The sequence below is a fragment of the Cytobacillus kochii genome (assembly GCF_044790165.1).
Taxonomy (GTDB): domain Bacteria; phylum Bacillota; class Bacilli; order Bacillales; family Cytobacillaceae; genus Cytobacillus; species Cytobacillus kochii.
Genome location: NZ_CP085254.1, coordinates 2461920 through 2482332, shown reverse-complemented (window position 1 = coordinate 2482332; position 20413 = coordinate 2461920). Strand labels below are relative to the sequence as shown.

Below are 20413 nucleotides of genomic sequence, written 5' to 3'. Positions count from 1 at the left end.
ATTTTTATTAGAATAGAAATCTACATTTGTTTTTAACTGTTGGACATAAAGCACCATCGGAATATGAATTTACAAATCTGGTTTGGTTCATTTTGTACTGTACTTTAATATGATAAGTACTAAAATGATACATTCGAATTTTACATAAGAATAAATGAAAGCGTTTCAATCATAATTTTCTGAGGAGGAGAAGAATTGTCTGAATTATTAAATATAACGATTGGCGATTTATTAGAAAAAAGAGCAAAAGAAAATCCTAATCATGAAGCATTAGTCTATGCAGATAGAGGTTTGAGGTACACATATCATAGCTTTAATGAGTATTGTCGTACAGTTGCTAAAGGTTTCATGAAACTCGGCTTAGAAAAAGGAGAACATGTAGCGATTTGGGCTTCTAATACCCCTGAATGGGTAAGTGCTCAGTTTGCAACAGGTAAAACCGGATCTGTGTTAGTAACTGTCAATACGAATTATCAAGCTGCTGAACTTGAATATTTATTACAACAATCTGATGCCACCACTATTATTTTAATGGAAAAATACCGCGACCAATCATATATTGATATTCTCTATAAAATCGCACCAGAACTAAAAACATCGCAGCCTGGCCAGTTAAGATGTAGCAAGCTTCCCTTTCTTAAAAACGTCATCGTGTTAGGAGAGAAGCGCTTTGCTGGCACCTACAGTTGGGAAGATGTTGTAGCTCTTGGTGAAGGATGTAGTGACGAGGCTTTAAATGAGCGTTTGCTTTCACTTCAGCCGGATGATGTTATTAACATGCAGTATACCTCAGGCACAACTGGATTTCCGAAAGGCGTTATGCTCACACATAGTAATGTCGTGAATAACGCATTAAATATTGCCGCTTGTATGAAGCTCACAAAAGATGATCGACTATGTATTCCTGTACCATTCTTCCATTGCTTTGGTTGTGTCATTGGCACCTTGGCTTGTGTGTCAGTTGGGGCAACGATGGTACCTGTACAGGAATTTCATCCTGATACCGTTTTACAAACGGTTGAACAAGAAAAATGTACGGCCCTTCATGGAGTGCCAACAATGTTTATAGCTGAAATCAATAGCAAAAATTTCACAAAATATAATTTACAATCATTGCGAACAGGTGTGATGGCTGGATCCAATTGTCCGATTGAAGTAATGAAGGCTGTGATTGAAAAAATGGGTATTGAAGAGATTACAATTTGTTATGGTCAAACGGAATCTTCACCAGTTATTACACAAACACGCACTGATGATCCTATTAATTTACGCGTAGAATCAGTTGGCCGAGCATTGCCAGAAGTTGAAGTGAAAATTGTTGAACCTGGGACAGCAAATGAAGTGCCAATTGGTACTCAAGGGGAACTCTGCACAAAAGGATATCATGTTATGAAAGGTTATTATAACAATCCCGAAGCGACAGAACAAGCTATCGACAAAGAGGGATGGTTGCACACTGGTGATTTAGCTATTATGGATGAAAATGGTTATTGTAAAATAACAGGTCGTCTAAAAGATATGATTATAAGAGGTGGAGAAAACGTATACCCTAGAGAAATTGAAGAATTTCTCTATAGTCATCCAGATATTTTAGATGTTCAAGTTGTAGGTGTTCCTGATGAGATATACGGTGAAGAGGTAATGGCATGGATTATTTTAAGAGATCATGCCAACATTACGGCTGAAGAAATTAAAGAATATTGTAAAGACAAAATATCTAAGCATAAAATACCTAAACATATTACTTTTACGAAAGAATATCCAATGACTGCTTCTGGTAAAATACAAAAATTCAAATTAAAGGAACAAGCGATTCAATCCATTAGTGCCCAGAAATGATGAGTGAAAAGAGGAGATCAAATATAAAAAGTGGAGAGTAAAGAGCAAGAGACAAGGCAATCATTTGCCTTGTCTCTTATTCACCCATATTTCTAGCTCTATTCGATATTGGTGATATTTAGTTAAGGTAAAAATATGGTAAAAAATTGTTAATAAAGAGGGAATCACTTTCAAATTGTTGAATATTGTAGGAGGAGGAAGAATAAGTATATTACTATAGTGACAATAAAGGAGCGCATTTATGGGTATGGCAACGATTCACCTCTTTGTGTATGGTACATTACGAAAAAATGAGATCCATCATGATTATTTAACTGAAGCTCGTTTAATGGCCGAACAAGCTTGGGTAAATGGAGTCATGTTTGATACGGGTGATGGTTATCCGAGAGTCGAATTGTCAGATAAACTAGCTGAAAAAGTATATGGAGAATTATACGTTTTAAGTGCCGAACATTTAGAGGCAATTGATGTTTTAGAAGGGTATGTAAAAGGTGATAAGCATTCATTATCTGTAAGAAAAAAAGTACACGTACATACGGATTTAGGAGTGCGACAAGGTTTTATTTATGTTTCCCCCGCTGAAGTTCTACAGCAAGAAGCAATTAAAGTTTCAGACTGGAAGGTATACAACCTGCAAAAGAATTCCCCAAAGACTTTTTACTATTTTGCTTATGGGTCTTGTATGGATACAGAAAGATTTATGAAAGCTGGAGTTGACCACTTATTTAAAAATGTCGTTGGTATAGGTGTGTTAAAAGGCTATCAAATGGGCTATTATTTCTATGCACCAGATGGGAATCGAGCGGACATCATTGAAGGTTCTGGTGAAACAGAAGGTATTGTTTATCAATTACCGATAGAAGCAATAGATTATTTATTCAAAAGAGAAGGAGTCACTGTTGGTCACTATCGACCGACTTTTGTTAATCTGACAATTGAAGGGGCAATATATAAAGATGTGTTAACCTTCCATGTTTATGATAAAAATCCCCAGTCTTCTCCACCATCCTTTTATGCGAGGGAGATTTTGCGTGCAGCTGAAGGGAGACTCAGTTATCAATATGTTCAGCATTTAAAAGAAGAGATAAATAAGCTTGGAGTCGTGAATTAAACAAAGAAGTTTACTATAAGCTACTTTGGTGGTATATAACAATGTCACCAAAGATGAAAGAAGGTCGTCTAAATGAAACAATTGACGAAAACATGCTTCTTTGAGATTGTTTATGATAAGCAACATTATCAATACTTGGAAATGATTAGAATCGATTATATTTGTGATATACTATATATAACATTTAAAGATTTTTTCACAAGTGAAATGTATACTTTTGAAAAAGAAAAAATTTCTTTTTTACAAAAAGTATTTCTATAAAAACACATTTCAAATGAGTATTTACCATCACAAATAGAAAAAAATCACTATACAGCTTGCAGAACACATTTAATTTTTTTACACTGTATAAGAGAACACATAAGGAGTGGCAAAAATGATTCATCAAACATGGCATGAAAGTGACACGTTAAAAAAGGTAAAATGTGTACATACGAATGCAGCGAAATATATTGTTAATCGTGCTTTAACTGAAGGAAAAATCTATGATGTGAAAAATGAAACAGAAGAGTTTTTCTTCATCGTTGACAACTCTGGTAAAGTTAGTGGTTTTTATAAAGACTATTTTAAAGAAGTTTAAGGCAAAAAGCTGTCAGATTGACTGACAGCTTTTTCGTGTGCAAAAAGATAGCTAAGTTCATAATATATGTAAAATGTACCTTTGAGGATGTATGCAGGTTGGAGCAAGAGATTTATATTGGGATCATAGAGGAAAGCATCGAGTGGAAATGATTGTTATAATTAACACTTACAAAATCTGTAATGTTATAAATTAACTTCTTTACTTTTATTTTTTATACAATAATCGCTTAGTCAAGTGAAGTCAGGATTAAATAGGACTGATAGGGATATTTCCCTACCAGACCACAGATTGACCATTATTCATGATTAGGAAACATTCGTTTCACTGTTTCACTAAATTCATCGAAGAAGCCTTCAATTGGTTTTCCATTGCGAACATCTTTTGCATATGTGTCCATACGGTTGTAGAAATCAGGGTTTACTGATACATAGACATCATCAATGTTCTGGTCAGATGATTTTACTTGATCAGCAATTTTCTTTTCTAGATCTTGTGTAAATTCATTACCATTTGCTAAGGTTGCTGCCACATAGGCATTGTCGTCAGTAAGTAAAACCCTTGCTCTTTTAACTTCGTCCATTTGTGTAATATTATCTGCTGTTTTATCGGCAAACCTCATTGAATGTTGTGTCCCATCATAATCGACATTACGAGTATGAATATTGTTGTCAATACTTGGTCTATCATTGTCACCATTTCTTTCATATCCAACTTTAGCGGGGTCATGCATATCTGGTGCTCTATAAGCAGTGTCGTTCGTATCTTGTCCATTATTCATGCCACAAGCTGTTAATAGTAGAGAACTTGAAAGAGCAACAGCAATGATTGTACCTTTCATCTTTTAACACCCTTTCTTTTTTTCTTACACTGTTAGCTTGGCTCATTTTATCGAGAGTATGCATAAACAATTTTTTTGGAGCAAGGAGGTCAAGGATGAAGTATCTATATATTGGAATTGGCGGGATGATAGGCGCAAGCATGCGGTTTGCTATCACAATTGTCATCGGACGGTTTTGGCAGAGTGCGTTTCCTTTAGATATTTTAATAATCAATGTGTTTGGTGCCTTTATTCTCGGTTATTTATCGTCCATCACATTGCCTATTGATCCTAATCTTAAACAAGCAATCACTGTAGGGGTAATTGGCTCATTTACCACATTATCGACTGTTAGTGCGGATACCGTTTTATTAGTTGAAAATGGATTTATCATTCAAGCTTTTATATATATCTTATTTAATATCGCACTAGGTTTAGTGATGGCCTATCTTGGTGTTGTTTATGGTAAACGTAAAGAGGTGAGGGGAACAAATGAGTGAAATACTTTATGTGATGATAGGTGGATTTTTTGGTGCAATAGCCCGTTTCTCCTTATCAACGTTGATCAATAGCAAAACCAACTCACTCTTTCCCTATGGAACGGTGATCGTTAATTTACTTGGTTGTTTCTTAATGGGTGTGGTTGTTCATTTTCTACATTGGGAAAATGTATCAGCTTTACTTGTAGTGGGTCTTTTGGGGGCGTTTACAACTTTTTCATCTGTTCAGTTGGAGATGGTGGAATTAATTGTGAAGAAACAAAAGATGGCATTTATATATTTTTTTGTCACTTATATAGGCGGTATAGCCCTTTTCATGTTAGGCTTAATAATGTTTCCATAAATCGGTTGTTCATTTATGGACAAGTATTGAATACATATTTAATAGGATCGAAACAAAAGGGGAATGAAAATGGTTGTAAAAGTAGTGAATAAGGTGAATCATCGTGTCAATTTTTTCTAATCAAAAATTAATTCAAGTAATAAAATATGTTATGCCATGTATTATTTTGCTCATTGTAATAATGGAAGCAAATAAATTCTTTAAAGATTTCAACTGGGCTTTACTTGAGCATTATTTGGATGAGCTTTCATTTTGGCGAATTTTTTTCATTATTATTCTAGGGTTAATTTGTTTGTCTCCAATGTTTTTTTATGATGTTATTTTAAATCGATTACTACAGGTCAAAATTCCGATGCAAAAACTGTTAGGGTATTCGTTATCTGCAAATGCTTACTCAAACTTAATTGGGTTTGGCGGAGTAGCCGGCGCAACATTAAGAACGGTTTATTACCGCCCCTACTTAGACAATAATATCCCATATATTAAGGTAATCGCTAAACTGTCATTATTTTATCTTTGTGGTTTATCCATCTTGTCTTGGATTGTGTTATTTAATGGATCTGAACTTTTCTCAGAATTGAGATTAGCTCATCTTGCTATTTGGATTGTGGCGCTTTATACCCCTCTACTGCTTTTTGTCTATTTTATTAAACGAAAACTGCAAAGTTTGCCTATCAAGAGGGAGTTTATAACGGAACTATTAATGATCTCTGTTTTTGAATGGATCTTTGTCGTTATTTGTATTTGGGGTATTTTAAATATAGTCGGTGTCAATTTTTCTTTATTTTCTGTTTTCCCAATTGTCATTGTAGCTGCTTGTGCTGGCATAATAAGTATGTTACCTGGGGGAATTGGTTCGTTTGATTTAGTTATTCTAATCGGTTTTGAATCTCACGGAATACCAGCAGAATTAACATTTATGGTATTAATGTTTTATCGCCTTAGCTATTACTTTATTCCTGCGGTAGTTGGTACACCGGTTGTTTTGACTACTCTATGTGGACATTTAAAAACAAAAAATTTTTTCAGCTAAGGAAGTAATAAAAAAAATCGACTATTTCAATTTAAACTGCATGCATACTGGTATGAGGGCAAATATAAGAAGTTGGCTAGACTAGAGATCAGAGGGCTTAAATCGGGCGGTCTTAATCAATCATATGGATAGATGTGATTATGGAGATAGAAAAATATCAAAGAGAAAGAAGTAAGCTTAGGAGTGTGAAATGGACGAAGACCAATTTCGGTACTCAAATCCAATGTATATATAATAGAAGGAATGTAAGAATATAATATTGAAAAGTGAAATGCGCACACCATTTAGATGTATGCGCATTCGTTCACTTTTAAAAAAGAATATATCATTAAGAGGCGCTTTTATCGACTGCCTTCGTTGATAATTGATTCGTAAAAAGTAATCGAGCACTAATGAGTCGTTTTCTAACTAGCAATCCAATCCATGCTGCCATCAACGCTTTAATAAAACCACCGATAATAAATGGAGCGAACCCTGACAGAAAGGCTGCGGTCCAACTTAAGTCAGCCATCCACTTTAACCACGCCGTTCCAATAATTAACGTAATAAACATACCTATAATATTTGCTGTAAGCGCATGTGCAAATGTGAATTTTGTTTTCTCAAGGTATTTAGCCATAATCCATACTACTGGTATATAGCTAATTAAATAGCCACCAGTCGGTCCGACAATAACTGAGAAACCTGCAGAAAACTCTGCAAAAACGGGCACGCCAGCACAACCTAGGGCTAAATATAAGAGGACGGAAAAAGTGCCATATTTCGATCCTAAAATGACGGCTGCTAATCCAATGGCTAATGTTTGTCCAGTAATTGGGACAAGTGGCAATGGGATAATTAATTGTGCCATAATCCCAATAATAGCTGCGAATAATGCTGTCGTAAGGAGCGACCTTAATCGTAATTGTTCTTTCGTCAAATCTTTCACCTCATTTATAATGTTAACCTTATGTATAATATAGTTTACATTATAATTTGGCGGGTTTTTTATGTCAACTATGTTTTGTTTGTGGTTTACTTATTTTTCGTGCTTTTATATATTCTTTTAATTGTTTCTAAATGCATCCCTTCATGAAAGGTAGAAAAAAGGATACATTCGCCAACCGTTTGAAAAGTAATCCCCATTTTATTGGTGAATGGAGTGGGCAATGTTTTAGTAAATTTGTTTTTGGCAACGGAAATGACTCTCTCCGTCTGTTCCTGTAATACATCTTTGATTTCTAAAATAGATGGCGGATTGCCTTGCCAAAGATGTGGTGCAGTACCTGCAGCAAAAAATGTTTCATACTCACTTCCAATCCCCATTCGCTCTCCTGTTAGTTCAAATACAAGTCTCTCCTGTATATAAGCGATATGACCGAAATTCCAGTGAATATTATTATTAAATCCTTTTGGTACAGTCGAAATGAATGCTGGATTTATTTTCTCAAGTGATTGGATTGTTAATAAACGTACTGTTTGTATGTGATTCGAGACATTTTCAATCATGTTTTCTTTCCTTTCAAAAAAAGTATTATTCCTCCTCTCATATATTCTTTAGGAAAAAAGAAAACTCCTGCATTCAAATGAATCATTAGAGTTGAAGTTTCTTTAAAGTAGGGTAAAATATAATTAACAATTATCAAGTTGTTAATTAATTCATGGTGGTGGGGCAATTACCTTATGACTAAAAAATATCGAACACCAGATGGCTATACAGCAGATATTGCTGTTTTTACCATCGTAACAGAAGAATCTAAACCATTTACTCCACCCGATATGAGCTTAAACCTTTTGTTAATTGAAAGAGCTAAGTGGAATGCAGAAGGGGAGTTAAATACAGAGGGAGGGAAATGGGCGCTGCCAGGTGGCTTTGTTGGCGTTCATGAAAATGCCTTACAAGCAGCTGTTAGGGAATTAAAAGAGGAAACTGGGATTGATTGTGTGCATATGAAGCATTTTGGTATATACGATGAACCCGGTCGAGATAATAGAGGGTGGATTATATCTAACGCACATTATGCAATTATCTCTGAGGATGACTTAAGGGAAATGAATGCAAACGATGACGCATCTGCAGTTAAATTAGTGAATATTCATGATGTCCTGCAATTAGAACTTGCATTTGATCACCGACAGATTATTTGTGATGCACTGAGCGTAATAAAAAAAGAGCTGTTACAAACAACAGCCGCAAAAAATTTATTACAAGATGAATTTACATATTCAGAATTACAAGCCGTATTATCAACAGTTACAAAAGATCCCGCTATACTAAATGAGCAAGCATTTGCTAGAAAAATTAAATCACTCCCTTTTATAGAAAAGGTTGAGGGTAAAACCACGCAAAGAACGTCAAAAAAAGCAACGCAATTATATAGGTTTAATGAAGTCGAAGTAGTGAAACCTATATATACAGGTCGATACCAAGAAAGATAACGGGGGAGATACTAGTGGCAAGGGCTTTGATTAATATCGATTATACCAATGATTTTGTTAACGGAGCATTACCTTGTGGAGAACCGGCAATTGCTATTGAAGATGAAATGGTAAGAATAACCGCTGATTTTATCAAAAATGGTGATTTAACGATCTTGGCTATCGATAGACATGAAGAAAATGATCATTTTCATCCTGAAACAAGGCTATACCCGCCTCATAATATAAACGGCACAGTGGGTAGAGAGCTATATGGTAATTTAAAACAAGTTTATGAGGAAAATAAGGGTTTAGAGCATGTAAAATGGTTAGATAAAACAAGGTACAGTGCGTTCTGCGGGACGAATTTAGAACTTTTATTAAGAGAACGAAACATTAACGAATTGCATTTAGTTGGCGTTTGTACAGATATATGTGTGTTACACACTGCTGTAGATGCCTATAACAAAGGGTTTTCAATGGTTGTCTATGAAAGAGCCACAGCAAGTTTTAACAAAATAGGTCATAAATGGGCACTCGAACATTTTAGTGGTTCTCTGAATGCAATAGTTAAATAACGAAAAAGGGGTATAAAATAGTATGAACAAGCCATATCCAGATGACAGCATGGCATTACACACAGACTTATATCAAATTAATATGGCACAAACCTATTGGCAAGATGGTATCCATGATAGAAAAGCGGTTTTTGATATTTATTTTAGGAAACTCCCTTTTGGGAATGGCTATGGCGTGTTCGCTGGTCTTGAGCGCATCATTGATTACCTGCAAGGGTTCGAATTTTCTAAGAGTGATATTGCCTATTTGCGAGATGAATTACACTATCCAGAAGCGTTTCTTGCTTATTTAGCGGATTTGCGTTTTACAGGTAATATTCGTTCAATGATTGAAGGAGAGCTGGTTTTTGCCAACGAACCAATTGTACGAATTGAAGCACCGCTTGCTCAAGCGCAATTAATAGAAACAGCATTATTAAATATCATCAACTTTCAAACATTAATTGCTACGAAAGCTGCACGGATTATGGAAGTGTTAGATGATGGTGTGGCAATGGAGTTCGGTTCCCGTAGAGCCCAAGAAATGGATGCCGGTGTTTGGGGAGCAAGAGCAGCTGTAATTGGCGGGTTTGGGGCTACGTCAAATACGCGTGCTGGTAAAATGTTTAATATCCCAGTAGCTGGGACACATGCTCACTCACTTGTACAAGCATATAAAAATGAATATATCGCTTTCCATAAATATGCACAAACACATAAAGATTGTACTTTCCTTGTTGATACATATGATACGCTTCGTTCTGGTGTACCAACGGCTATTAAGGTAGCAAAAGAGTTAGGAGATCGTATTAATTTTGTCGGTATTCGAATTGATAGTGGGGACTTAGCTTATTTATCTAAAGAAGCTAGAAAAATGTTAGATGAAGCTGGATTTACTCACACAAAAATTGTTGCTTCTAACGATTTAGATGAATATACAATTATGAATCTTAAAGCACAAGGTGCCAAAATTGATTCTTGGGGTATTGGGACAAAGTTGATTACAGGTTATGACCAACCTGCACTGGGTGCTGTGTATAAAATGGTATCTATAGAAAATGAAGCAGGGGAAATGGAAGATACAATTAAAATTAGTGGGAATCCAGAAAAAGTAACAACGCCAGGTTTGAAACGTGTTTATCGAATAATAAATAGGGAAAATCACAAATCAGAGGGTGATTATATCGCTCTTGAGAGTGAAAACCCTAAAGAAGAAGAACGTTTAAAAATGTTCCACCCTGTCCACACCTATATTAGTAAGTTTGTCACCAATTTCGAAGCGAAAGACTTACATCAGGACATTTTTACGGATGGACAATTAGTTTATGAAAAGCCTAGTCTTCAAGAGATACAAGGATACGTGAAAGAAAACCTATCTCTATTATGGCATGAGTATAGAAGGTCATTAAATCCGGAAGAATATCCTGTAGATTTAAGTCCAAATTGCTGGAATAACAAAATAGAACTGATTGATTCAATAAAGAAAAAAATTAAAGATAGCCTAAATGCTAAAGCTTGATGAAAGGATGAGTGATAATGTCCATACAAGATAAGATTCGCGCTGCTTTAAATGTCAAATCATTGATTGATCCAAAAGAAGAGATCATTGAACGAATCAATTTTTTAAAAAATTATGTCAAGCAGGCGCGTGCAAAAGGATTTGTATTGGGTATAAGTGGTGGTCAAGATTCTTCACTAGCCGGACGATTAGCACAGATAGCAGTAGAAGAATTACGGGCGGAAGGATATGAAGCCAAGTTCGTGGCGATTCGATTACCATACGGAGAACAGCATGATGAAGATGACGCACAAAAAGCATTGCAATTTATTCAACCGGATGAAACATATGTTTATAATGTGAAATCACCAGTCGATGAGATTCAAAAAGTATATAATGAAGTGGCCGATATTGCTGAGCTAAAAGATTTCCATAAAGGAAATGTGAAAGCAAGAACACGTATGATTGCGCAATATATTTTCGGTGGAGAAATGGGTCTTTTAGTAATTGGTACGGACCACGCTGCAGAAGCAGTTACAGGATTTTATACAAAGTACGGTGATGGAGGAGCAGACTTATTGCCACTAGCAGGATTATCTAAGCGACAAGGTAAAGCTCTATTAAAAGAACTAGGTGCAGAAGAGAGCATCTATATGAAGGTACCGACAGCAGATTTACTTGATCAAACACCAGGACAAGCTGATGAGACAGAACTAGGAATTACTTATGATGAGCTTGATGACTATTTAGAAGGAAAAGAAGTCAGTGCGGAAGCTGCCAAGAAAATTGAGCAAAGGTATATTATAACGGAACATAAAAGACAAATGCCAGCATCTATGCATGACGATTGGTGGAAATAATGTTGTAGGCAGACTGCTAGTTGGCAGTCTGTTTTTTTACAGGTAAGTATAATTAACCAACATGATTAGGGGGGTTAACCAATCTACTGAATTAAAAGCTAATAAACAACTAAATAAGTAGACAGTGTTAACATATCACGAAGATAAAACGAAGGTAAAAGTCGAGCCAAAACGGACTTCAAATAGAAAACCTGAATGAATACAGAGTACAAGTCGTTTTCACCGATTCATTGTGCATTTTCGCTAAATAATTGAGCAAATGCTACATAATCGCCCCTTATTTTTATTCATTAACAGAAAGGAAAAAAAAGAATGGATCTAAAAAAGATCCATCCCGCTTCTATCGATTTAAATGTCTACCTTTATTTTTTCTTGGCCATACTTTTTCTTCTATTTTTTCGTATACTTCTAAAAGTGTCGTGAACAATTGCATTCTACCTATAAGGTTATACATGATAATCGCACAAATGATGGCAATGAGTGCCCCTGTTATCACATCAAATGGATAATGAACACCAACCCATATTCGTGAAATCCCTACTAATACAGCAAGAATGGGCCACAATACATTTTTCTTATTAAATAACCAAAAGACGATACAAAATGAAAAGAATAATATCGTATGATCACTTGGAAAAGAATTATTTGCCGCTTTATCTATAAGCTGATTGACATTATCCAATTCAACAAAAGGTTGGTAGTTAAAGTGAAGTTTGCTAACAACGAACTTACCAATAATTTCAGCTAAAATAAATGTGAATCCTGCCGTCATCACCATATAACGATGTTTTGTTTTACGTGTAAACCAATACATCAAAGTAATGAAGGCTAATAATATCACGGTATATTCGGCAATAAAAACAATTATTGGGTTCAAATCTGGATATTCAAAGCCTAGGTCATTTATTCCTCTAAATAAACTAATATTGATTTCGTTCATCTCTCAATACCTTTCTATTCTATCAGTTTCTAATGTCATTACTCCATTATAATCATTTTTCCTATTGCTGTCATCTGATTCTATCAAGTAACTTACATTATCATAAGAATAGACGAGAACAAAGGCAAATTCCCTACACCATTGTTCAATAAAATTTTTAAGGGCGTAAAAAAGTAATTAATTTCAAATTTATAGGTAATGATTTTTCCAGCATTACCTTTCATATACTATCTAAGCTTCTTTTACCCAATGTAGGCAACAATTACCGCTATAATAGTTTAATAGGTTTTGGTTTAATATGAATATGAAAAAAACAACTAAATACTTATCCTTATTTTTGTTAACTGTTACTCTTGTCTTTGGAATAAAAAATATAGCAAGTGCTCAAACCGTACATACAGTGCAATCCGGAGATACAATGTGGAAAATAGCGGTGAAGTATCAAGTAGGGGTGCAGGAGATTATTCAAGCTAATAAACAAATTGGTAATCCTAACCTCATTTACCCTGGTCAAACAGTTCAAATTCCATCCACTGCTCAAGCGACATTATCAATGGAATCTCAAGTCGTTCAGCTTGTAAACGAAGAGCGCGCTAAAGTGGGCTTAAAACCATTAAAAGAAAATTGGGAGCTCGCGCGAGTGGCACGCTTTAAATCTCAAGACATGATCGATCATCGTTACTTTAGTCATCAATCTCCTACATATGGCACACCTTTTCAAATGATAAAAGATTTTGGTCTAACATACCATGCAGCAGGGGAAAACATTGCAGCTGGCCAAACAAGTGCACAAGCTGTTGTAACAGCATGGATGAATAGCGATGGACACCGTAAGAATATCTTATCGAGTCAGTTCACTGAGATTGGTGTTGGCTATGTTACAGGCGGTTCTTACGGTCACTATTGGACACAAATGTTTATTTCAAAATAATAATATAGAAGGGAATTCTACTGTCGTACAAGTTACGGCAGTTTTTTTATGAAGCCTATTGCGATTACCTAATTGTGTTTTTTTAGGCTATGTTTTAGCGCTCTTTAACGAGTCGTTTACAGTATTGAATTGATTATCGCATAAATTCTTGAAAAAAGAATACTGATAAATATAATAAAGGCTGTGTATCCCTTTTGTAGGCTTTATAGTCTCGCTGGAGACAGAAACCCAATCATAGATACGATCGCACCAAAAAGAAAAACCATATCTTTAGACACCTTTGTCCCTCCCGAAAATTTAATTATAAGAAAATAGAGTCGTTGTTTATCATTTTTTATTTTTCCAAACGATGTACTGTGGAATAAAATGGGGGGATGCCTAAAGGAGATTATAATAGAAACACGAACAAATCAAAAGTATGTTCAATTTGTTCGCGTCATTATTCAGTGGCTATTTTCTATATTCAACATTCTTAGAGACAACTATAATCATTGTACAACAATGTAAGCTATCATTTTTCCGTGATCTTCCTCTTGAGAATGGTTATGGCAGATGAGTTGATAGGTACCTTTTTCGTCAAATTGGAGAGGTACTTTAGTTTCTTCTCCTTTTTGAACCACGCCTTTAATATCAGTTCCCTCTACATAAAAGGAATGTTCCTTACCCATCACACCTAGTATGTTTAAATTAACCTTTTCTCCGACCTCTAAAAATACAGTTCCTGGATCCCAGCGATAGACTTCCATTTCTTCTCCATTTTCCATTGTTGTTTTATATTCTGTTGTTACCATTTCAATCTCTCTTGTTGTTTCTGTCGTATCCCCAAACACCGCTAAACTTCCATTTTTTGATATAAGCCATACCGAAGCAGATGCAATAAGGGCAATTAATAATAAAACAGTGATTATCGTTTGCTTTGTAATAATTAGAAACTTCATTCTATCTCTCCTCATTATTAGGTTGTACTTCATATGTATGCAGGTTGAACATCAGAACTTGTCTCATTTTTATCTTTTTTTTCAAAATTGTTTACTTTTGCATTTTAAGCTAACATAATAAAAAGGAGATGATGGAATGTATAAAATTTTGATTGCTGATCGAGATAACATCGATGCAGAGGGATTAAAATGGTTAATTAAAACCGTATATCCTACTTGGCAAATTGAAATAAGATCATCTACAAATGAAGTATTCACAACCATGGAAAAACAAAGTCCGGATCTCTTATTGTTGGAAATGGAAATGTTCGATTCAGTGGGATATAAGAAAATAAAACAGCTTGTGCCTATCTTAAACATAAAAATTTTAGCCATCACCATTGAAGCTACTTTTGATCAAGCAAAGAAAGCCATTGAAATAGGAGTGAGTGATTTATTAGTAAAACCTGTGTCTCCTGAGGATGTGCTTCGATCACTGCAGGTGCTTTATCGTATGCATAGCAAAAGCCTGAACCATGCGCAAATAGCAGAAGACAATACTGAAGAACGAACCTTACTGCAAAAAGATCAAGCTCATCATGTAAAGGTCATAGGAATGAGAACTATTCATCCAAATGGAATATTTAAGTTATATACATATGTAATGGGTCATTCATGGGCAAATGTCAAAAAAGTATTTCTTTTACCTGAGATGATTTTATGCCTTGTCGAGGAGAATGACCAAGATCTTTTAAGAAAATGCCATACCTTTATTCGTGGATGGGAAAAAGAATCAAATGAAGCGATTATTTTAGCCGAAGGAAATACAAATGATACAGGTTTACTGCAATCACAATACGGTAAGATTAAGCAACGAATGGAGCTTTCTTTTTACACTGGTCTAAATAAGCTTATTCCATGGTCAGCAAACGAATGGGTGAGTATTGACCCTTTTTTAACACCAAAAGAGCAGGAGTTTTGGATTGATTATTTACGGCGGGGGAATATAAAAGCAATCAAAACATGGCTGTATGAGCAATTTTTAAGTCTAACTTCGCCTTACCCTGATCCAGCTATTATTAGAATTAGGTTAACGAGTATTTTGGCACAAATTAGGAGATACATGATTTCAAGGCATTTAATTGATAAAGAAAAGGAAGAAAAATATCAAGCATTATTCCAAACGATTCTATACTCACCACTTATCTATCGAGTAATAGAAGAAATGATCAAGCTGATAGCTAGTTTAATAGATACAGACATGCAAATAGACTCGAAGTCCGAGAAGTTAGCCAAGCAAATATATCATTATCTAGAAGAACATTATCATGAGAAAGAGATAAGCTTAGATATGATTGCTGCCAAATTTAATCGTAATACAAGCTATATTAGCTCCTTATTAACGAAGTATTATAAGCAATCTTTTAGAGAAATCGTTACGATGCGTCGTATAAAAAAAGCCACCCAGCAATTGACGGAAACAAATCTTCCTATTAAAATAATTGCGAAAGAATGTGGTTATCGTAATCAACAATATTTTAATAAAGTCTTTAATCAAAACATGAAGTGCTCTCCAAGTACTTTTCGTGCAAACACCAGTCGTACGTACTAACAAAAATGAACATAAAGGTGAAGATGAAAAATGAAAGTTTTATATTTAATTAGAGATCCCTTTATCGAGGAATATCCGACAATCATAGAAGAAGCGAAGCAGTTAAATGCTGAAGTGAAGTTCGTTCATAGTGATAGTGGACTTACAAAATCACAATTATTAAAAGAAGTCGAAGAGGTTGATATCATCGTCGTTGCTATTGTGAAAATTGATCAAGAAGTCATTGACCATGCCCCCAATTTAAAGTACATTATTAAATTCGGAGCAGGGTACGATAACATCGATGTGAGCTATGCTGAGAAAAAAGGGATTGTTGTTACAAATGCACCGGGGGAAAATGCACATTCCGCAGCAGATCTTGGCTTTTCGTTATTATTGTCAATTTCAAGACAAATTGCGCAAAAAGATCAAGAGATGAAAACTGGTAAATGGCAGCTTTCTATGGGTAACGAAGTGTACGGGAAAAAGTTGGGCATTATTGGTTTCGGTGCAATCGGACAAGCAATTGCTAAAAGAGCAAGTGGTTTTGATATGTCAGTCATTGCTTTCGGCCATTACCGAAACGAGGAAAAAGCGAAAGAGCTGAACGTTACCTTTACTGAACTTGACGATTTACTATCAACTGCCGATTACATTATTCTCTCTACGTCGTTATCTGAGAAAAATCGCCATCTAATAAATGAAAAAACGTTAGCAAAAATGAAGCCGAGTGCGTTTCTTATTAATATCTCACGCGGCGGATTAGTCAATGAAGTGGACCTGCTTGCAGCATTAAAAAACCATGTGATTAAAGGTGCTGCATTAGATGTTTTTGAAAAAGAGCCTTCTATTACGGAGTTGTCAAAACAAGCAAATGTGATAGCAACTCCTCATATAGGTGGGGCTACTTTTGAAGCAGTCCAAAGAATTAACCAGCTGACGCTAAAAAATATACAGCGATTTATTAATGACGAACAGCTAGAACATCTCGTCTCGAAATCATAAACAAAAACTCAATCTGAACAATCATTCAATTTTTCCTTAAAACCTAGAATGATTGTTTGGATTTTTTTGTTTTGGCCGTTTATTCACTCCATGGAAAGTCTCATTATACATATTGTCGAGTCTGGCATGAAGAGAGCAGAATCAACTTTAATTAGGCAATTCTAACGTGAAAGAAAAGGAATGGGTTCAGACCTTGCAAGAATTATCTTGTTTATAAAGAGGAGAATAAAAATAGAGCAGTAGAATTTAAACGGTTTAGTTATATATTCTTTATATTTTTATATAAATCAAATAAATGAATAAATAACTATATAAATCAAAGTAACAAATCACAAAAAAATATAAATAATCCAATATTAATAGACCGTTTATTCTGAAAATTCTAAGTTAAAATAAACTTATGAATGAGTTGGAGGGATAATAATGGAAAAAGTGAAGAGAGAAATTATTAATTATACAGGTAGTGAACTTCATGCAAAAGGTTGGATTCAAGAGGCTGCTATTCGTATGTTAAGAAATAATTTAAATAAAGAAGTCGCAGAAAAGCCTGATGAATTAATTGTATATGGCGGGATTGGTAAAGCGGCAAGAAATTGGGAGAGCTACGATAGTTTGATGGAAACTCTTCACCAGCTTGAAAATGATGAAACCTTGCTTGTGCAATCAGGGAAACCTGTTGCGGTTTTTAAAACACATGAGGATGCACCCAAAGTATTAATTGCCAATTCTAACATTGTTCCTGCATGGGCCAATTGGGATCACTTTCATGAACTAGACAAAAAAGGTTTAATAATGTACGGCCAAATGACTGCAGGTAGTTGGATATATATTGGCAGCCAAGGAATTGTGCAAGGAACGTATGAAACATTTTCAGAATTGGCAAAGCAACATTTTAATGGTTCTTTAAAGCAAACGATTACACTTACATCGGGCCTTGGCGGTATGGGCGGGGCGCAGCCATTAGCAGTGACAATGGCTGGGGGTGTTTGTATTGCAATAGATAAAGATGAGACAAGAATAGACCGAAGATTAGAAACAAGATATTTGGATAAAAAAGTTTACGATATGAAAGAAGCGATTGTGCTTGCACAGGAAGCAAAAGCAGAGGGAAAGTCACTGTCAATTGGCTTGCTTGGAAATGCAGCTGAAATCCTCCCCAAAATGTTGGACGTCGGTTTCATTCCAGATATATTAACAGATCAAACATCCGCGCATGATCCGTTAAATGGCTATATTCCTCTTTCTTATTCAATGGAAGAAGCAGCGAAGTTAAGAATTGAAAATCCACAAGAGTATGTTCAACAAGCTAAGAAGTCAATTGCCATTCATGTGACTGCTATGCTTGAAATGCAGAATAAAGGTGCGATTACATTTGATTACGGTAACAATATTCGTCAAGTCGCGCATGATGATGGTGTGGAAAATGCTTTTGCCTTCCCAGGATTCGTACCTGCTTATATTCGTCCACAATTTTGTGAGGGGAAAGGCCCTTTTAGATGGGTAGCACTATCGGGAGATCCAGAGGATATTTATAAAACAGATGAAGTCATCTTAAGAGAGTTTGCAGATAATAAGCATTTATGTAACTGGATTAAAATGGCTAGAGAAAAAATTCAATTTCAAGGGTTACCTTCAAGAATATGTTGGTTAGGTTATGGTGAAAGAGCAAGGTTTGGCAAAATAATTAATGATATGGTTGCATCTGGTGAATTAAAAGCACCAATCGTAATTGGGCGAGATCATCTTGACTCAGGCTCTGTTGCCTCACCTAATAGGGAAACAGAGGCCATGAAGGACGGCAGTGATGCAGTAGCAGATTGGCCAATTTTAAATGCTTTAATTAATAGTGTTGGTGGTGCTAGTTGGGTGTCAGTACATCACGGCGGTGGAGTCGGCATGGGCTATTCCTTACACGCTGGCATGGTGATTGTTGCTGATGGAACGGAACAAGCGGAGAAGAGATTACAGCGAGTGCTTACAACAGATCCTGGTATGGGTGTAGTTCGGCATGCTGATGCTGGTTATGATCTGGCGAAACAAACCGCCATAGATAAAGGCATTCAAATACCAATGTTGAAGAGAAATACCGAAAAATAATCGATAGAGGAGAGGTAAGGTAATGAGCTCAACTTATTTGTTTATAAAGCATGCGAATGAACTACTTACATTAAAGGGTCATTCACAACAACCAGCAGTCAAAGCAGCGATGAATCAATTACACGTCATTAATGATGGTGCGATACTAATGAAAGATGAACTAATAGTCGCCATCGGTGAAACAGATGAATTGCTCAGCCAATTTCAGCAGGAGATAAATTTAGCAGAAATAATTGATGCGAGTGGTAAAGTGGTCATGCCTGGATTAGTGGACCCACATACACATTTAGTTTATGCAGGGAGCCGTGAAGAAGAGTTTAATATGAGGTTAAATGGTGCCACCTATATGGACATCATGAACAACGGAGGTGGCATTCATGCCACCACAACTAAAACGAGAGCAGCAACTATAGATGAATTAAAAGAGGAGAGTATAAAACGGTTAGATCGCTTTTTAATACACGGTGTAACAACGATTGAAGCAAAAAGTGGCTACGGCCTTGACTGGGAAACTGAATATAAGCAATTGTTTGTAGCTAAAGAACTCAATCACCTTCATGCAATCGATATTGTCAGCACCTTTATGGGCGCACATGCCATACCTGCTGAATACAAGGAGCGGCCAGATGTTTTTATTGATCTAATTATCGATGAGATGCTCCCTCTTGTGGTAGAGGAAGAGTTAGCTGTTTTTAACGATGTATTTTGTGAACGCGGAGTGTTTACTCCTGAGCAATCGAAGAGGTTATTGTTAGCGGGTAAAAATCTTGGATTAATACCAAAAATTCATGCAGATGAAATTGAACCGTATGGTGGAGCAGAATTAGCAGCAGCAGTAGGTGCCATATCAGCTGACCATTTATTGAAAGCATCAGATGAAGGGATTAAAAAAATGGCGGAAGCAGGTGTCATCGCTGTTCTTCTTCCTGGTACAGCCTTTTTCTTAATGGAAGCAGCAGCAAATGGTCGTAAAATGATTGATGAAGGAGTAGCAGTTGCCTTGTCTACAGATTGTAATCCTGGTTCCTCGCCAACAACTTCATTACCTTTTATGATGAATCTCGCTTGTATGCATATGGGCTTAACGCCTGCTGAAGCGATTTACGCGGCAACAATCAATGCTGCCCATGCAATTGGGAAGGGTCATGAGGTTGGCAGTCTGGAAGAAGGAAAAAAGGCAGATATTCTTATACTTGATGTACCTAATTATATGCAAACTCAATATTTATATGGAATGAACCATACGCATACGGTAATTAAAGCTGGAAGAATAGTCATTGACAATGGTGCCCTAGTAACAACTAAGCTAAAAAGTCACTAATAGTAAGGGAGAGATTGGTATGTGCCAGTCTCTTTTTATAAAATAACATTTAAAGGAAGATAGGGTGTGAGGA

The 20413-nt window shown here is 35.8% G+C and carries 21 protein-coding genes; 16 read left to right on the top strand and 5 right to left on the bottom strand.

Going from position 1 to position 20413, the window contains the following annotated elements; genetic code table 11:
- Window positions 1-195 precede the first annotated feature (195 nt).
- From LG276_RS12825 to LG276_RS12810, 4 genes are all read left to right on the top strand, one after another.
- Window positions 196-1839 (top strand): AMP-binding protein, encoded by a 1644-nt coding sequence (locus tag LG276_RS12825; RefSeq protein ID WP_251161694.1) that lies wholly within the window; start codon window positions 196-198, stop codon window positions 1837-1839.
- Between the two features lie 241 nt (window positions 1840-2080).
- Entirely contained in the window at window positions 2081-2950 is an 870-nt protein-coding gene (locus LG276_RS12820; RefSeq protein WP_251161693.1) for a gamma-glutamylcyclotransferase, read from the top strand.
- Window positions 2951-3022: 72 nt separating this feature from the next.
- Window positions 3023-3211, top strand: a complete 189-nt coding sequence (locus tag LG276_RS12815; protein WP_224936613.1) for a hypothetical protein — start codon at window positions 3023-3025, stop codon at window positions 3209-3211.
- A gap of 115 nt (window positions 3212-3326) precedes the next feature.
- Complete coding sequence (locus tag LG276_RS12810) at window positions 3327-3530, top strand: DUF6501 family protein (RefSeq protein ID WP_095373136.1); 204 nt, start codon at window positions 3327-3329, stop codon at window positions 3528-3530.
- 298 nt (window positions 3531-3828) lie between these two features.
- Here LG276_RS12810 and LG276_RS12805 read toward each other — a convergent pair whose 3' ends face one another.
- Window positions 3829-4371 carry a YhcN/YlaJ family sporulation lipoprotein gene (locus LG276_RS12805; protein ID WP_224936612.1) on the bottom strand — a complete coding sequence of 181 codons (543 nt, stop codon included), beginning with the start codon at window positions 4369-4371 and terminating at the stop codon, window positions 3829-3831.
- Between the two features lie 95 nt (window positions 4372-4466).
- Here LG276_RS12805 and crcB point away from each other — a divergent pair, with 95 nt between their 5' ends.
- The 3 genes from crcB to LG276_RS12790 all read left to right on the top strand — a co-directional run bounded on the left by crcB (window position 4467) and on the right by LG276_RS12790 (window position 6226).
- Window positions 4467-4850 (top strand): fluoride efflux transporter CrcB, encoded by a 384-nt coding sequence (gene crcB, locus LG276_RS12800; RefSeq protein WP_224936611.1) that lies wholly within the window; start codon window positions 4467-4469, stop codon window positions 4848-4850.
- The gene (locus LG276_RS12795) at window positions 4843-5193 is read left to right on the top strand and encodes a CrcB family protein (RefSeq protein ID WP_224936610.1); all 351 of its coding nucleotides are present in this window, start codon (window positions 4843-4845) and stop codon (window positions 5191-5193) included. Before crcB ends, LG276_RS12795 begins: the two co-directional genes overlap by 8 nt.
- A 103-nt stretch (window positions 5194-5296) precedes the next feature.
- Window positions 5297-6226 carry a lysylphosphatidylglycerol synthase domain-containing protein gene (locus tag LG276_RS12790; RefSeq protein ID WP_224936609.1) on the top strand — a complete coding sequence of 310 codons (930 nt, stop codon included), beginning with the start codon at window positions 5297-5299 and terminating at the stop codon, window positions 6224-6226.
- Window positions 6227-6554: 328 nt separating this feature from the next.
- Here LG276_RS12790 and LG276_RS12785 read toward each other — a convergent pair whose 3' ends face one another.
- Both LG276_RS12785 and LG276_RS12780 read right to left on the bottom strand, forming a co-directional pair.
- A complete protein-coding gene (locus LG276_RS12785; protein WP_224936608.1) occupies window positions 6555-7145 on the bottom strand; it encodes a biotin transporter BioY in 591 nt (196 codons plus the stop codon).
- A gap of 95 nt (window positions 7146-7240) precedes the next feature.
- A complete protein-coding gene (locus LG276_RS12780) occupies window positions 7241-7714 on the bottom strand; it encodes a DinB family protein (protein WP_251161692.1) in 474 nt (157 codons plus the stop codon).
- Window positions 7715-7888: 174 nt separating this feature from the next.
- On the opposite strand from LG276_RS12780, the gene LG276_RS12775 reads away from it, so the two are divergent.
- Genes LG276_RS12775 through nadE form a run of 4 tightly spaced genes read left to right on the top strand, consistent with a single transcriptional unit; the run spans window position 7889 to window position 11538 of the window.
- Window positions 7889-8644, top strand: coding sequence for an NUDIX hydrolase (locus LG276_RS12775; protein WP_224936606.1), 756 nt, complete (start codon window positions 7889-7891; stop codon window positions 8642-8644).
- Between the two features lie 14 nt (window positions 8645-8658).
- A complete protein-coding gene (locus LG276_RS12770; protein ID WP_251161691.1) occupies window positions 8659-9201 on the top strand; it encodes a cysteine hydrolase family protein in 543 nt (180 codons plus the stop codon).
- Window positions 9202-9223: 22 nt separating this feature from the next.
- Complete coding sequence (locus tag LG276_RS12765) at window positions 9224-10699, top strand: nicotinate phosphoribosyltransferase (protein WP_224936604.1); 1476 nt, start codon at window positions 9224-9226, stop codon at window positions 10697-10699.
- Window positions 10700-10716: 17 nt separating this feature from the next.
- Window positions 10717-11538 carry an ammonia-dependent NAD(+) synthetase gene (nadE, locus tag LG276_RS12760; RefSeq protein ID WP_224936603.1) on the top strand — a complete coding sequence of 274 codons (822 nt, stop codon included), beginning with the start codon at window positions 10717-10719 and terminating at the stop codon, window positions 11536-11538.
- 340 nt (window positions 11539-11878) lie between these two features.
- On the opposite strand, the gene LG276_RS12755 is transcribed toward nadE, so the two are convergent.
- On the bottom strand, window positions 11879-12478 hold the full coding sequence (locus LG276_RS12755; RefSeq protein ID WP_251161690.1) for an undecaprenyl-diphosphatase: 600 nt from the start codon (window positions 12476-12478) through the stop codon (window positions 11879-11881).
- Between the two features lie 418 nt (window positions 12479-12896).
- Between LG276_RS12755 and LG276_RS12750 the strand changes: the two genes are divergently transcribed.
- On the top strand, window positions 12897-13409 hold the full coding sequence (locus LG276_RS12750; RefSeq protein WP_251162013.1) for a CAP domain-containing protein: 513 nt from the start codon (window positions 12897-12899) through the stop codon (window positions 13407-13409).
- A gap of 488 nt (window positions 13410-13897) precedes the next feature.
- Here the strand turns inward: LG276_RS12750 and LG276_RS12745 are convergent, their stop codons facing one another.
- Window positions 13898-14347 carry a cupredoxin domain-containing protein gene (locus LG276_RS12745; protein ID WP_251161689.1) on the bottom strand — a complete coding sequence of 150 codons (450 nt, stop codon included), beginning with the start codon at window positions 14345-14347 and terminating at the stop codon, window positions 13898-13900.
- A gap of 136 nt (window positions 14348-14483) precedes the next feature.
- On the opposite strand from LG276_RS12745, the gene LG276_RS12740 reads away from it, so the two are divergent.
- The 4 genes from LG276_RS12740 (at window position 14484) to hutI (ending at window position 20340) form a co-directional block, all read left to right on the top strand.
- Complete coding sequence (locus LG276_RS12740) at window positions 14484-15938, top strand: helix-turn-helix domain-containing protein (RefSeq protein ID WP_251161688.1); 1455 nt, start codon at window positions 14484-14486, stop codon at window positions 15936-15938.
- Between the two features lie 30 nt (window positions 15939-15968).
- On the top strand, window positions 15969-16922 hold the full coding sequence (locus LG276_RS12735) for a phosphoglycerate dehydrogenase (protein WP_251161687.1): 954 nt from the start codon (window positions 15969-15971) through the stop codon (window positions 16920-16922).
- 423 nt (window positions 16923-17345) lie between these two features.
- A complete protein-coding gene (gene hutU / locus LG276_RS12730) occupies window positions 17346-19019 on the top strand; it encodes a urocanate hydratase (RefSeq protein WP_251161686.1) in 1674 nt (557 codons plus the stop codon).
- Window positions 19020-19041: 22 nt separating this feature from the next.
- Window positions 19042-20340 (top strand): imidazolonepropionase, encoded by a 1299-nt coding sequence (hutI, locus tag LG276_RS12725; protein ID WP_404292124.1) that lies wholly within the window; start codon window positions 19042-19044, stop codon window positions 20338-20340.
- The last annotated feature ends 73 nt before the right edge of the window (window positions 20341-20413 follow it).

Excerpts from the sequence above, each read along its gene's own strand:
- LG276_RS12820 (WP_251161693.1), top strand. The coding sequence starts at position 2,081 with ATGGGTATGGCAACGATTCACCTCTTTGTGTATGGTACATTACGAAAA.
- LG276_RS12815 (WP_224936613.1), top strand. The coding sequence starts at position 3,023 with ATGAAACAATTGACGAAAACATGCTTCTTTGAGATTGTTTATGATAAG.
- LG276_RS12810 (WP_095373136.1), top strand. The coding sequence starts at position 3,327 with ATGATTCATCAAACATGGCATGAAAGTGACACGTTAAAAAAGGTAAAA.
- LG276_RS12805 (WP_224936612.1), bottom strand. The coding sequence starts at position 4,371 with ATGAAAGGTACAATCATTGCTGTTGCTCTTTCAAGTTCTCTACTATTA.
- crcB (WP_224936611.1), top strand. The coding sequence starts at position 4,467 with ATGAAGTATCTATATATTGGAATTGGCGGGATGATAGGCGCAAGCATG.
- LG276_RS12795 (WP_224936610.1), top strand. The coding sequence starts at position 4,843 with ATGAGTGAAATACTTTATGTGATGATAGGTGGATTTTTTGGTGCAATA.
- LG276_RS12780 (WP_251161692.1), bottom strand. The coding sequence starts at position 7,714 with ATGATTGAAAATGTCTCGAATCACATACAAACAGTACGTTTATTAACA.
- LG276_RS12775 (WP_224936606.1), top strand. The coding sequence starts at position 7,889 with ATGACTAAAAAATATCGAACACCAGATGGCTATACAGCAGATATTGCT.
- LG276_RS12765 (WP_224936604.1), top strand. The coding sequence starts at position 9,224 with ATGAACAAGCCATATCCAGATGACAGCATGGCATTACACACAGACTTA.
- nadE (WP_224936603.1), top strand. The coding sequence starts at position 10,717 with ATGTCCATACAAGATAAGATTCGCGCTGCTTTAAATGTCAAATCATTG.
- LG276_RS12755 (WP_251161690.1), bottom strand. The coding sequence starts at position 12,478 with ATGAACGAAATCAATATTAGTTTATTTAGAGGAATAAATGACCTAGGC.
- LG276_RS12750 (WP_251162013.1), top strand. The coding sequence starts at position 12,897 with ATGTGGAAAATAGCGGTGAAGTATCAAGTAGGGGTGCAGGAGATTATT.
- LG276_RS12745 (WP_251161689.1), bottom strand. The coding sequence starts at position 14,347 with ATGAAGTTTCTAATTATTACAAAGCAAACGATAATCACTGTTTTATTA.
- LG276_RS12740 (WP_251161688.1), top strand. The coding sequence starts at position 14,484 with ATGTATAAAATTTTGATTGCTGATCGAGATAACATCGATGCAGAGGGA.
- LG276_RS12735 (WP_251161687.1), top strand. The coding sequence starts at position 15,969 with ATGAAAGTTTTATATTTAATTAGAGATCCCTTTATCGAGGAATATCCG.
- hutU (WP_251161686.1), top strand. The coding sequence starts at position 17,346 with ATGGAAAAAGTGAAGAGAGAAATTATTAATTATACAGGTAGTGAACTT.
- hutI (WP_404292124.1), top strand. The coding sequence starts at position 19,042 with ATGAGCTCAACTTATTTGTTTATAAAGCATGCGAATGAACTACTTACA.